The sequence below is a fragment of the Micromonospora sp. RTBAU3-60 genome (genome assembly GCF_054963695.1).
The window spans coordinates 17,596-30,436 of the sequence record NZ_JBUEGB010000077.1 but is presented as its reverse complement, the minus strand read 5'-3'; the positions used below and the strand labels follow the sequence as shown (position 1 = coordinate 30,436).

The 12,841-nt window shown below is 70.7% G+C and carries 11 protein-coding genes, 1 tRNA gene and 1 pseudogene; 10 read left to right on the top strand and 3 right to left on the bottom strand.

Annotation, left to right across the window (positions count from 1 at the left end; translation table 11 throughout):
• Both ACY34I_RS35280 and ACY34I_RS35275 read right to left on the bottom strand, forming a co-directional pair.
• The coding region (locus tag ACY34I_RS35280; RefSeq protein WP_462759485.1) for a hypothetical protein at window positions 1–783 on the bottom strand (783 nt) is incomplete at its 3' end.
• Complete coding sequence (locus ACY34I_RS35275) at window positions 780–1,397, bottom strand: IS607 family transposase (RefSeq protein WP_462759484.1); 618 nt, start codon at window positions 1,395–1,397, stop codon at window positions 780–782. The genes ACY34I_RS35280 and ACY34I_RS35275, both read right to left, overlap by 4 nt.
• 208 nt (window positions 1,398–1,605) lie before the next feature.
• Here ACY34I_RS35275 and ACY34I_RS35270 point away from each other — a divergent pair, with 208 nt between their 5' ends.
• The 4 genes from ACY34I_RS35270 (at window position 1,606) to ACY34I_RS35255 (ending at window position 5,361) form a co-directional block, all read left to right on the top strand.
• Window positions 1,606–2,859 carry a hypothetical protein gene (locus ACY34I_RS35270; protein WP_462759483.1) on the top strand — a complete coding sequence of 418 codons (1,254 nt, stop codon included), beginning with the start codon at window positions 1,606–1,608 and terminating at the stop codon, window positions 2,857–2,859.
• Window positions 2,860–3,056: 197 nt separating this feature from the next.
• Complete coding sequence (locus ACY34I_RS35265) at window positions 3,057–3,473, top strand: GntR family transcriptional regulator (RefSeq protein WP_462759482.1); 417 nt, start codon at window positions 3,057–3,059, stop codon at window positions 3,471–3,473.
• 11 nt (window positions 3,474–3,484) lie between these two features.
• Window positions 3,485–4,375, top strand: coding sequence for an ABC transporter ATP-binding protein (locus tag ACY34I_RS35260; RefSeq protein WP_462759481.1), 891 nt, complete (start codon window positions 3,485–3,487; stop codon window positions 4,373–4,375).
• The gene (locus ACY34I_RS35255; protein WP_462759480.1) at window positions 4,372–5,361 is read left to right on the top strand and encodes a transporter; all 990 of its coding nucleotides are present in this window, start codon (window positions 4,372–4,374) and stop codon (window positions 5,359–5,361) included. Before ACY34I_RS35260 ends, ACY34I_RS35255 begins: the two co-directional genes overlap by 4 nt.
• Before the next feature lie 81 nt (window positions 5,362–5,442).
• Here the strand turns inward: ACY34I_RS35255 and ACY34I_RS35250 are convergent, their stop codons facing one another.
• Window positions 5,443–6,690, bottom strand: coding sequence for a YncE family protein (locus ACY34I_RS35250; RefSeq protein ID WP_462759479.1), 1,248 nt, complete (start codon window positions 6,688–6,690; stop codon window positions 5,443–5,445).
• A gap of 97 nt (window positions 6,691–6,787) precedes the next feature.
• Between ACY34I_RS35250 and ACY34I_RS35245 the strand changes: the two genes are divergently transcribed.
• From ACY34I_RS35245 to ACY34I_RS35220, 6 genes and pseudogenes are all read left to right on the top strand, one after another.
• Entirely contained in the window at window positions 6,788–7,348 is a 561-nt protein-coding gene (locus tag ACY34I_RS35245; RefSeq protein WP_255472366.1) for an RNA polymerase sigma factor, read from the top strand.
• Entirely contained in the window at window positions 7,341–8,060 is a 720-nt protein-coding gene (locus ACY34I_RS35240; RefSeq protein ID WP_462759478.1) for a hypothetical protein, read from the top strand. Before ACY34I_RS35245 ends, ACY34I_RS35240 begins: the two co-directional genes overlap by 8 nt.
• Window positions 8,061–8,254: 194 nt before the next feature.
• Window positions 8,255–9,286, top strand: a complete 1,032-nt coding sequence (locus ACY34I_RS35235) for a M14 family zinc carboxypeptidase (RefSeq protein ID WP_462759477.1) — start codon at window positions 8,255–8,257, stop codon at window positions 9,284–9,286.
• A gap of 93 nt (window positions 9,287–9,379) precedes the next feature.
• Window positions 9,380–9,538, top strand: a pseudogene (locus ACY34I_RS35230) (MerR family transcriptional regulator); the annotation flags it as partial.
• Window positions 9,539–10,457: 919 nt separating this feature from the next.
• Window positions 10,458–10,586: transfer RNA gene (locus tag ACY34I_RS35225), tRNA-OTHER, on the top strand.
• A gap of 54 nt (window positions 10,587–10,640) precedes the next feature.
• Window positions 10,641–12,800 (top strand): TerD family protein, encoded by a 2,160-nt coding sequence (locus ACY34I_RS35220; protein WP_462759476.1) that lies wholly within the window; start codon window positions 10,641–10,643, stop codon window positions 12,798–12,800.
• The last annotated feature ends 41 nt before the right edge of the window (window positions 12,801–12,841 follow it).

Below are 12,841 nucleotides of genomic sequence, written 5' to 3'. Positions count from 1 at the left end.
CCGCCGGTTGCGTTCCTTCAACCGGTCCGACTCACGGGTCAGCAGATCGCCGAGCTGTTCACCGTAGGGGGCACCGTCGGAGTCGGTGAGGGCTTCGGTGTAGCCCTTGTCCACCCCGACCCTCTGGTCGCCGCACGGCCGCTGCGACGACCGCATCTGTGATGCGTCGATCTGGTAGTGCACCTCGACCCGGCCGCCGCGCAGGATCAGCCGCAGCGTGCCCGTCGGCGCGACCGTCGTGGACAGCGGGATCCGGACCATCCGCCGGGGTTCGAGACCGGGGACGGCCAGCCACAACCGGCCGCGCCCGTCGACGATCGTGTTGTAGTTGTCGGCGCGCACGACGATCTGATCGTGGGTGCGGTTGCGGCCCCGCTTCCAGTGCTGGCGCATCTGCCGGGCCAGGAACGGATCAGCGGCCCATTGGTCGGCCTGCAGCGCGGTGAACATCCGCTTCCGCTCGGCCGGATCGTTGGTGCGTCGGCTGATCGCCCGCCGGACGTCGGCCTTGGCTGCCTCGAGGTTCGCGGCGATGTCGGCCATGGCGTCGCGGACGGTTTCCTTCCACGCATTCGCCAACACGGCGAACTGCACGTGCGTGCCGTCGGCCAGCCACCGGTCGCGCACCTGCCGGTCGGTCAGTCCGGACCCGACACCGGCGACCGAACCGTAGCGCTGCCACACCTCGCTGCGCACCCGGCCCAACCGGCGGGCCTGCTCCACCAGGGCGCCGTACTTGCCCGGATTCAGGTGCGCGGAGTAGGCGATCCGGGTGACCTTCACCGGTCACCCTCCATGGCCAAGTCCGCCCTTTTCAGCTCCTTCTCGTAGCGGCGCAGACCGTCCAGCCGGCCCGAGAAGGAGTTGACGACGGCCAGGAGGTCCTCCACCAACTCCTGCCGTGGGGACAGTGTCTCCTGGTTGGCGACGACGATTTCGCAGCCGCCGCGCGCCGCCAGATGCTCCACCAGGTCGAAGCCGAACCGGGCCAACCGGTCGGTGTGGGCCACCACCAGCGTGGCGACCTCACCCCGGTCCACCGCGTCCATCAACGCCAGGAACTTCTGGCGGCGCAGGTTCATCCCGCCGCCGACCTCGCTGACCCACTCGTCCACGGCCAGGCCGCGAGCCAGGCAGAACTGCTGCATCGCCGCCACCTGCGAGGCCAAGTCGGCCTTCTGGCCCGGCGACGAGACCCGGCAGTACACCACAACCTTCCGCCGGTCCGCGTCGAAGCCCGGCTGTAGCACCCTGCGCACATCAGAATCGTCGAAATACCGCTGACCCGGCGGCAGACGACGGGCCGTGATCCGACCCTCCACCTCCCACCGGCGCACCGTGCTCACCGAACGGCCCACCCGCTTGGCAAACTCACCGATCCGATAGACACTGCCCACGACCGTCAATTGTGGACAGTTCTAGAAAGGAAAGCAACCACTAGTCGCTGCTCCCCTGTAGGCGGGCGCGGTGTCTTGCATCATGCCCGGCGGCGTCCGTGGACCGCGTTCAGCCGTCGGACGGCCGAGATAGCAGACCCGTTGCACCAGCCGGCCGGTCGGGCGCGGGCGGGAGCGCACACCGGCGTACGTGAGCGAAGCTGGACACATGGGCTCCCGGACGCGGAACTGGATGCAGCAACGGGCGTTGGCGGCAACCGGCCCGACCGGAAGCCGACTGTCGCGCTGGGCCACCACCCGGCTCTGCCAGCGCCTGCGGACGGACGACGATGAGGATTTCCTCGACGCCGTGGTACGTATCGCGTGCCTCTCGGCCGATGGGTGGGCGGCGGACGAGGCGATGCGCGCTCTCGACGCACGCTGCGACGATCTCCGGTTCCTGCAGCGGGTCCTCGTCTCGATGCTTGAGGCGAGGATGGTCCCGGACGGCTGGCGCCGGGTGACGCGGCGGGCGGCGGCCCTGCTGATGGCGCCCGCCCCGGCCACGGCCGGACCTCCGGTAACCCGGCTGGCGTGGTATCTGGACGGGCCTGCGGTGCCCGCGACGCGGCCGGGCCGGTACGAGGTGGCGTCGTGGCTGGTGCAGGCGGCCCTGTATGTGGTCGACGACCCGCTCCGGCGCACGCTCGTCGACCTGCTCCGGGCGACCGGCCAGCCCGACCTGCTCCGGGCGCTCCAGGCGGAGTTCTACCGCCTGGTTGGCAAGGCCCGCAGGTACGGGTCGGCGACCTCCGGCAACGAGGTGACCCGGGCCAGCCTGTGGCAGGGCGCCCGGCCGGCCCCGCTGACCGGGATCGTGCTCGCCAACCCGCACCTGCCGCTGGAGGTCACCGACACCCCGCAGCCGGACGGTCGACCGCCCTACGAGGCGGTGGTTTCCCGGGTGCTCATCCCCATCCTGAAGGGACGCCCCGATCCCCTTCCCGCCATGGAGAGCGAGCAGGTCGCGAGCCTGGTGGTCACCGCGCTGCTGTTCGGGGTGGACCTGTGGGCGCCACCGGACTTCGTGGACGCCTGCCAGCGGGCCCTGCGGATCGTGCCGCCGGGGCCGGTCCGGGAAGCGCTGTGCGATCGGGCGGCCCTGTTCGGCGTGGCCGAGGCCCGGGCCGCCGTCATGGACGCCGGCCTGCTGCCCGCGGACGAACGGAAGCAGCCCGCCTTCCTGTTCCTCACCGAGCAGTGGACGGCGTACGACCGGATGGACCCGGACGGCAGCCGGCTGCGGGCCTGGTGCGCGAAGCAGGCGGCGCAGCCCTCGTGGCCGTTCCGCCGGCGATTCGAGGAGGTCGCGGCGGCCGCGGGCCGGGCCAGCCCATTCCCCCCGATACCGAGGCCGTCGAGCGGCAGCCGGCGGTCGATCGGCAGTTGGGTCACCGATTACGGCGTGGGCGGCCACTTCTGACCGCTTCCGCCGGCCGCTCACGGCGCTGCCGCGCGCCGACGCCGTGCCCGGCGCGCCGCCAACGGTGCCGGTAAGCCGGCGCGGCCGGACCAACACGCGGGCGTGACACGCCAAGGCTGCCCTTGACAGCGGCTGTTTTCCCGATGATGCTGCCCACTAGTCCTACTGTCGTAGGACAATAGAGAGGACCGTCTCGAGTGATCGAGTTCGTGCTGGACAGTCGGTCGAAGGTGAACACCTACCTGCAGCTGGTGCAGCAGGTGAAACAGGCGCTCCGGGTCGGCCTGCTGGCCCCGGGCGACCAGTTGCCGAAGGTGCGTGACGTCGCGCAGTCGTTGGCGATCAACCCGAACACGGTGCTCAAGGCGTACCGCGAACTGGAGATCGAGGGTCTGGTCGCCGGGCGGCCGGGGGTCGGCACGTTCGTCGAGCGCAGCCTGGCCGGCGCGTCTCTGCCCAACCAGGCGGAGCTGCGCGAGGACCTGGTGGCCTGGCTGCACCGGGCGCAGGCGGCCGGGCTCACGCCCGAGGACGTCATCGCCCTGGTGGAGACCACCCTGCGGGCCGCCCTCGCCGACGAGGTACCACACAAGGAACCCGCGCGAGCGGAATGAGAGGACAGCCGATGGATGTGGCTCTGCAGGCCGACCAGCTCGGCAAGAGGTACGGGAGCACCTGGGCGCTGCGGGACTGCTCGCTGCAGGTGCCGGTCGGGCGCATCGCCGCCCTGGTCGGCCCGAACGGGGCGGGCAAGAGTACCCTGTTGCACCTGGCCGTGGGCCTGCTCCGGCCCGATGCCGGCGCGGTGCGGGTGTTCGGCGAAGCGCCGTACGACAACACGAAGGTCCTGGCCGACATCGGGTTCGTCGCCCAGGACACCCCGCTGTACCGGGACTTCACCGCCGCGGAACTGGTCACCGCGGGCGAGAAGCTGAACCGGCGGTGGGACGCGGCGCTGGCCCGCAACCGGTTGGCCCAGTTGGGCATCCCGCCGGACCGGCCGGTCGGCAAACTCTCCGGCGGGCAGCGCGCCCAGGTGGCGCTTGCGCTCGCGCTGGCCAAACGGCCCCGGCTGCTGCTGCTCGACGAGCCGGTTGCCAGCCTGGACCCGCTGGCCCGGCGGGAGTTCCTCCAGTCGTTGATGGGCAGCGTCGCCGACGCCGGCACCACCGTCCTGCTCTCGTCGCATCTGCTGGCCGACCTGGAGCGGGTCTGCGACTACCTGATCGTGCTGCACGCCGCCCGGGTGCAGCTCGCCGGCGCGGCCGATGACCTGGTGGCCGAGCACCGGCAACTTGTCGGCCCCCGACACGACGGCGGCCCGATCGGCGGCGTCGCCGCGGTGGTCCGGGCCAGCCACACCGACCGGCAGTCCACTCTGCTGGTCCGCACCGACGGGCCGATCAACGATCCCTCCTGGACGGTCCGGGACGTCGGCCTGGAGGACGTGATCCTCGCCTACCTGGCGGACGGCGACCCGGCCGCGAGCCACACCGCATGGGGGGTTCCGGCGTGATCTGGCTGGCCTGGCGGCAACACCGCAGACAAGCACTGTTCACCCTCCTCGGGTTCGCGGCGCTCGCCGCCCTGATGATCCCCATCGGCCTGTCCATGCGGCACACGTTCACCGAGCTTGGGCTGCCGGATTGTGTCCGCCAGTTGGCCGACGCCGGCGTCGCCCGAAGCACCCAGGACTCCTGCAACGCGGCGTTCCACCGCTTCACCAACCGGTACGGCAGCTTGAACCTGGTCGCCGTCCTGCTGCTCGTGCTGCCGATGCTGGTCGGGCTGTTCTGGGGCGCGCCGCTGGTCGCCCGCGAGGTGGAGCACGGCACCCACCGGTTCGTCTGGACGCAGGGGGTGGGCCGTACGCACTGGGCGCTGGTGAAGTTCGGGCTGGTCGGCGCCGCGACGGTGATCGCCGCGGTCTGCTACGGGCTGGGCATGTCCTGGTGGGTCAGCCCGCTGACCCAGGCCGCGCAGCAGGGCCGCCTCGGCGTCATCGTCTTCGACCTGCAGGGGGTCGTCCCGATCGGCTACACCCTCTTCGCCGTGGCGCTCGGCATCTTCGCCGGCACCGTCTGGCGCAAGATGCTCCCGGCCATGGCCGTCACCCTTGTCGGGTTCGTCGGCGTACGGGCGGCCATGGCGACGCTGGTCAGGCCGCATTACCAGCCCGCCGAGACCCTCACCTTTCCGATCGTCGGGGCGGACGGGCCGAGGATGGACCGCGGCGACTGGATCCTCGCTAGTGGCGTTCGCAACGCTGACGGAAAGATGGTGCTGGCCGACTCCCAGATCGTCTGCCCGCCCGGGACGAAGGGACCGGACGGCCGGGTCTGCGGTGCCGAGCTGGGCCTCGGGCCGGGCGCCTACAACTGGCAGCTGTATCAGCCGGCGGACCGGTTCTGGCTGTTCCAGAGCATCGAGACGGGCATCTTTGTGGCCCTCGCCGTGATCCTGCTCTATCTCGCCATCCGCATGATCCGCCGCATCGCCTGAGGCACACACCAGCGGTGATCGCCGGTCCCTGCGGGGGCCGGCGATCACGCCTGTCGCGCACCTTGTGCCCGGCGTGGCCGGTCAGCCGCGTCCGGCCAGGCCACGCACGGCGACCAGCCCGGGTACGGCGACGCGCCCCAGCTCGCGGCCGGTGGCGGGATCGTGCCAGCTCACCGCCCCGGTCTGGCCCACGTACAGCCGCCTGCCGTCGGGGCCCAGCGCGAGGCCGGTGACGGCCTCGCGGACCGGCCACTCGGCGGCCGGTCCGAGACGCGCCAGGTCCAGGCTCCGCACCACCGTGCCGGCGCCGAGGAACAGCCTCTCACCGTCGGCGGCGGCGTGGCCCGTGCCGGTGGCCCGGGCCACCGGCACGGTGCGGCGTACTGTCAGCTCCTCGGTGTCGATTTCCGCGACGGTGCCCGACGTGGCGTCGGCGACGAAGAGCCGGCTCCCGTCGGGGCTGACCGCCATGGCGTGGCCGCTCGCGGGCGCCTCCCCGAACGGATGCGGCAGGTCCACGCAGTACGCCCACCGCGCGCTGAGGCTCAGTGTGTGGACGAACGCGTGTGCGTTGCCCGGCCGCCCGCTGACCAGGTCGCGGGTGTGCTGGTGGTCGGGTTGATGGGTGTAGAGGGTGTAGAGGGTGCCGCGGTTCGGTGCCAGTACGGCCTGGCGCCCATCGCCGCGCATCTCCTCCTCGGCGCCCGGCGGGATCGCCGCCTTGGTCCGGGTGTAGAGCGGACCGGCGGCCTTCGTGGCGAGGTCGACGAGGCGGACCCGGTAGCGGTCCGGCGCCTTCGCCGGAAGCCATTCGAGGACGAAGAGTCCGGCGAGATCCGCGGTGAATGTCTCCGGCACGAAGTTGCCCCGCAGCTCCAGTTGGTGCCGCACCCCGGTGACGTCGGCGATCAGCACCGGGGTCACCTCCCGCCCCTGCGGGCGTCCCTGCGCCGCGTTCAGCGGGTGCGCGGTGAGCGCCACCAGCGTGCCGGTGGCCGAGACGGCCTGCGGCAGCCAGCGCCCGGGGAGCCGGACCCGGGGTGAGGTGCCGCCGGTGGTGGTGTCGACCCGCCAGAAGGCGGTGTCCGCGCCGTCGGGCGCGGTGGCGTAGATCGCCGAGCCGTCGGCGGTGGCGACGGAGCGCGGGATCGACCGTCGGTCGGCGCCCCGCAGCACGCCGAGCCCGTGGTCGAGCTGGACGAGCAGGGCGTCGGGAATCGGGACGGCGGTCGCCGCGTCCCGAGCGGGGTCGCAGCCGACGAGCGTGGCGGCGCCGGTGCCGGCCAGCACGGCCAGCACGGTGCGACGCGAGATCCTTGTCGTTGCCATCATGCCCGGGTGACACCGCCGGGCCCGCCGCAGTTCCACCGCAACGGGGATGGAACCCGCACGGCGTGGGCGGTGTCATCAAGGGTGATCGGGGAGGTTGGCACTGGACGACGGAGAGCTTGTCACCCGCGCTCGGGCTGGTGACCTGGAGGCGTACGAACTCCTGGTCGCCCGGCACACCGCGTCCGCGTACCGGACGGCGGTGCTGCTCGGCGCCGGTCCGGACGCCGAGGACGTCATCCAGGAGGCGTTCGTGAAGGGATACCGCAATCTGGCCCGCTATCGGGGTGAGTCCTCCTTCCGGTCCTGGCTCCTCGCGATCGTCGGCAACGAGACGCGCAACCTGCACCGGTCGCGCAGCCGGCGGGACGGTCTCGTCCTGCGGGCCGCGGAGGCGAACCCGGAGCCGCAGGTCGCCGAGGACACCTCGATCGGCGCCGTCCTCGCCGGCGAACGGCGCGACATGCTGGTGCAGGCCCTACGCCGATTGCCGGTGAAGGACCGCGAGGTGATCGTCTGCCGGTTCTTCCTCGACCTCAGTGAGGACGAGACCGTGACGATGCTGGGCTGGCCCCGAGGCACCGTGAAGTCGCGGACCTCGCGGGCCCTGGCCAAGCTGCGCGGCCTGCTCAGCGTCGAGGAGGTCCACCGTGGATGACCTCGAACGGGAGCTGCGCGAGCTGTCCGCCTGGCTCGACACACCCGACCCACCCGACGTGACCGCCCGGGTACGCGCTCGCCTCGCCGAACCCGCGCCCCGGCGACGCCGGTGGCGCTACTATCTCGCCGCGGCGCTGGTAGCCCTGCTCGTCGCCCTGCTCCCGCCGGGCCGGGCCGCCCTCGCCGACGCCGTGGCGGGGCTGCTGCGCTTCGCGGGCATCACCATCACCACATCGCCCACACCGAACCTGCCCACGGGCGACCCGTCGCCGCTGCCCTCGCAGCAGGCCGCCGCGCTCGACGAGGCGCAGCGGATGGTGCAGTTCCCGATCCGTGTGCCGGCCAGGCTGGGCCCGCCAGAGCAGGTGCTGGTCGCCGATCCCGACAGCACCGGCAGGTATCGCGTGGCCACGCTGCTCTACCGCGGCGGCGCCCTGCGCATCGACGCCTTCGACGGCGGGCTCGACCCGGTCTTCCAGAAGCAGGCCAGCGGGCCGACCGTCGAATGGGTGCAGGTCAACGGCGACTTCGCCGTCTGGGTCGCCGGCCCGCACGCGCTGGCCTACGTGGACCGCACGGGCACGCCCCGGGTGGCGACGGCGCGGCTCGCCGCGTCGACCCTGATCTGGGAGGAGGCGGGCGTGAGCTACCGGCTCGAAGGTGACCTCGCCCAAGCCGACGCGATCGAGATCGCGAGCTCGCTGCGGTAGGGGACCCGGCTCGGCGGTGCGCCTGCCGGCTCCTGTCCGTGCCCGTGCGTCCGGTGTTCAAGGTCGTCCGGCAATACCCTGCTACCCCGCTCGACCGGGAAAGACAAGACTTGTCCACTGTGGCGGAACCGGGATACGAAGTCGTCAAGCCACCAGCCACTGTGACTCGCCTCTTTCCGATCGGAGGAGCATCGATGCGTAGAACCCTCGCGGCGCTCGCCACGGCCGGCCTGCTCACCACCGTCCTGACCGGCGTCCCGCCGGCCTCCGCGAGCCCGGCACAGCTACCGGGCGGCCCATGCCTGCAGCCGAGCCAAAATGTGAGCCTGTCCAGCGTCGCCGGGTACGACGATGTCCGTCAGGTACTCGATCGGATCGAACGGACCAGCGGGGGACTGGTCAGGGTCGACTCGGCCGGGACCTCCGGCGAGGGGCGCGAGTTGCTGTACGCGACGGTCGGCAGCGGTCCCACGACCTTCTGGCTGCAGGCCCGGATCCACGGCAACGAGCTGCACAGTACCGAGGCGGTGCTCCAGATCCTCGATCACCTCGCCGGTGGGTCCCCGCAGGCACGCCTGATCCGCGAGAAGCTCACCGTCGTGGTGATCCCGATGTACAACCCCGACGGCTCCGAGGCGAACATCCGGCAGAGCACGACCCCCAACCGCATCGATCTCAACCGGGACTGGGAGAACTTCGCCCAGCCGGAGTCCGCCGCCTTCTGGCGACTGTGGCGCCAGGTCGCCCCGCAGCTCGCGCTCGACCTGCACCACATGGGCGAGGCGCCCGTGGTCAACGGCACCGACCAGCTCAACCAGTTCCAGATCGGCGCCCGGTCCATCGACCCGTCACGGATGACCGCCGAGCAGTGGCTCACGAACCGGCAGATGGCCATGGTGAGCGTCGACGCGCTCGACCGCTACGGACTCGCCAACGTCGCGCACTACCCGCTGATCGACATCACGAACGCCGTGCTCAGCCGCATGCTCATGGGCGGCACGGCACCGGCCGGCGAGCAGCCCGTGGCGCAGACACCCACCCGGGGTGCCATCTTTTACGAGGTACGCTCCGTCGGCCAGAAGAGCAACGGGCAGCTCGAGAACCTGTTCCGGATCCCGACCATGGCGGTTCTGCTGGCCGCTGCTGACGGATCCTTGATGTCATACGACGTATCCCAGTATGCCAACCTGCCGTTTGCCAGCCAGGTGCCGTGCGGCCAGGTCTGACCACGTCAGCGCCGCGGTGGGCCCACCTCCAGTAGGGCCCACCGCCGTGGTCGGTTTGACCTCGCCCCAGGGACAGGGGACAGACTCCCCGGTATGCCACGGTGGTTGACCAGCGGCCAGTTCCTGATTCAGTCACGACTGAGCCCGAAGGCGTTACGCCTCTACGAGCAGCGGAAACTGCTGAACCCGGCTCACGTCGACGCCCGCACCGGCTACCGCTACTACGGCCCCGCGGAGCTTGACCGCGCTCGCCTTGTCACTCTGCTCCGCGCGATCGGCATGCCTCTGGCGGACATCGCCGACGTCCTCAGCGTTTCCGGTCCGCAAGCGGTCGGCAAGGTGGAGTCGTACTGGCGTGACACCGAGACCAGGCACGCCGCCCGCCGGCCGCTGGTAAGCCACCTGCTGGAACTACTCGGCGATCAAGGAACTCCCATGGCGGCCTACGAGGTCCATCATCGCGACGTCCCAACCCAAAAAGTGATCTTCGTCCAGCGACACGTGACCGCCGACCGGCTACCGCGCGTACTGCCCGAAACCACACAGTTACTGTTCGACCACCTCACCGCTGCCAGCGACACGCTGTCCGGGCCGGTGTTCGTCGCATACCACGGGCTGGTCACCGACGACTCCAACGGGCCCGTCGAGGTGTGTGTCCCGACGAGAGACCCAGTGCAGCCCGACGGGCTCGTCGGGGTCCGCATCGAGCGAGCACACCAGCAGGCATACATGTCGCTCACGAAAGCGCAGGCAACCTACCCGACGATCCTGCGCGCCTACGATGCGATCGGCAACTGGCTTCGGAAGCACGACCAAGTGCTGAGCGCATCCGCGCGGGAGGTCTATCAGCCGAACTGGGCCGACGCCGCCGACGACGAATACTGCGTCGATGTCGCCTTCCCCTACGAACCGGCAGCGCCCTGGTAGGCCGTGACAGGCACGCCGGCTACCGTCCGGCCTCGAGGCCATCACCTCATCTCGGCACGACCCCGCGATCAGCGACACGGGGATGCGCCTCGGAACGGCCCCAGCTTCAGAAGTTCTCCAGGTTGACGGGCTCGCGGACATTGCCGTCACCGCCTGGGAACGACACTTCCATGTCCGCCGTGTCCGGCAGTGACTCCGAAACTCGATAGCGATGCCGACTCGGCCGGTGCGATGATCGACACCTGGGTCGCTAGCTCAACTGGATAGAGCATTCGGCTGAGTAGCGCGTCCGCTTTCCGCCTGTGCGGTCATGGGGGCGCTTCCTTCTCCTAGTTGGATCGAAGGGTTCGGGGTTCGAGTCCCCGGCGACCCACTGTGCCCGGCTGCAGGCCGGCAACTGCCGGAGTTGACCGGAACGGGGGACCAGGTGCTCGAGAAGCTGATCATCCAGAAGACTCTGCGCGTGCCGGCGAGCACTGGCGCGGCTGGCGACGCCACGTCGGTGGCTCGGCAACTGGACGCGGCGCTGCTCGATGTCGGGTTCTCGGTGTCGCGGGCTCTGCTGGAGCACATTGGCACCCTGGCCCCCGGGCCGGCGTTGGATCTCGCCGTCACGGTCGTCTCGGCGGTGCGCGAGCTGGTCGGCGACCACGTTGAGCACAACGCCTATTTCATCGGCTTTCCGGAGGACGTGCCGGACACCGTCGATTTCTGGGTGGAGCGGCTGCGGGCGGCTGTGCTCACCGGCGGGGGCACGGTGACCGACGCGCAGCTGCGGGACGCCGTCGCCTCGGGCGGGGTGAATTTGCTCGACCTGCCGGGTTACGGGACCTACCAGCACACCTATGCCGAGCTGTTGGCCGCGCACGACGACTTCATCACCGCAGCCGGTGACCGGCTGACCTTGCTACATCTCGGCGACGCCGCCGACGTGGAGGCAGCGCGGCTTTATCTGGCCCTGGCCGGTAGCTCGACGCCACACGGCGAGGCGGACCTGGCGATCCTCAGTGAGCTCGCGGTCGCCTGCGTGGACGGCGTGCAGCCGGTCGAGATTCCGGTGCGGGAGAACCGTGCCGTGCTCAACGGGATCCGGCTGGTCCTCGGCCGGCCGCTGGTCGGCGTGGACACGACGACTGACGTGCTGCGCCTTGCCTGCCAGGTTTCCGGCGGGGATGTCTCGCTCGTGACACCCACGCGATTCCGTGCCTTCCGGCGCGCGGAGCGGCGGATGCTGCTGGCCGCGCTGGACAAGGTCGTCGGTGCGAGCCCGGACAAACTCGGTGACGTCGTGCGCTACGCGGAGCGGTGGAAGCGGCTCGGGGAACGGCTGCACCCGCACGAGTACCACCAGTGGCCGCACGCGCAGGAGGTGTTCGCGGTCGCGCGTGGCGAGCAGCGGGTCCGTAACCTCGCGGGTCGAGCGGAGGCTGCGATCCGCGCCGGAGCCATCGGTCCGGCCGCAGCGGTGCTGTCGGTTGCACCGGGCCTGCTCCTGCGATCGGCGGACCGGCTGCTGCGGCTGGCGTCGGCGTCGGAGCGAACCGCTGTTGTCGAAGCAGTCACCGGTGCGCTCGGCTCGGCGTCGGGCCGAGTGCTTCTCTCGCTGCGGGAGCACGTCGACAACCGGCTGACGCGCGCGTCCGCCCGGATGTACGTGAGCCGCTCGCGCAACGCGTGGGTCGGTTCCGACGAGCGGCCACCGCTGCCCGCCGGGCTGGTGGCCGAACTGTCGTCGCGGCTCGACGCCGAAATCAGCGCCCGGCTGCCCGAGCCGGGACGACCGCTGGTGGTGGACCCGGAGGTGCTCGACGTCGCACTGCCGCTGTCCGGCAAGGCGGCCGAAGGCGGATTCGCGGTCCTGCCGAGGGGCTCACGGGCGTCGGTATCCGGTGAGCTGCTGCGCTTCTTCACGTACTGGCGCCAGACCAATCGTCGCACCGACTACGACCTGTCGGTGCTGCTGCTCGATGACGAGTTCCACAGCGCAGGCCATGTGTCTTGGACGAACTACCACCACGACGGCGTGGTGCACTCCGGCGACATCACCGACGCGACGAACGGTGCGACCGAGTTCATCGATGTGCCCCTGACGGTCGGCGGGCACTATGTGGTTCCGCAGGTCTACATCTATGCGGGCGAGTCGTTCGATGAGGTAGCCGAGTCGATGTTCGGATACCAGACCCGGACGCGGGACCAGCGCGGCGCGCCGTTCGACGCGCGGACCGTGCGGGCGCGTTCGCACCTGCGCGGCCAGGGCCGGGTCGCGCTGCCGATGGTGTTCGCCAGGAGCGAGCGTGGCTGGCAGGCCGTGTGGCTGCACCTTTACCTGCGGGGTAGGCCGTCATTCAATCGGGTGGAGGACAACACGTTCACCACAGCCCACCGGGTACGAGCGCTGGTGGAGCGGCGTTACCTGACGATGTCGTATCTTGTCGACCGGTGGCGCGCGCGGGCCGAGGTGGTGATGTGGAATGGACGGCTGCCGGACGAGCCGGTCACGTTCATCGGCATCGAGGCGCCCGAGGACCTGCCGGACGGATCGGAGGCGTATACACTGGATCGGCTCAGTGAGCTGATCCCTGAGTAAGCGGCGACAGCCGAGGCCATGCGGGCGCTTCCTGCTACTCC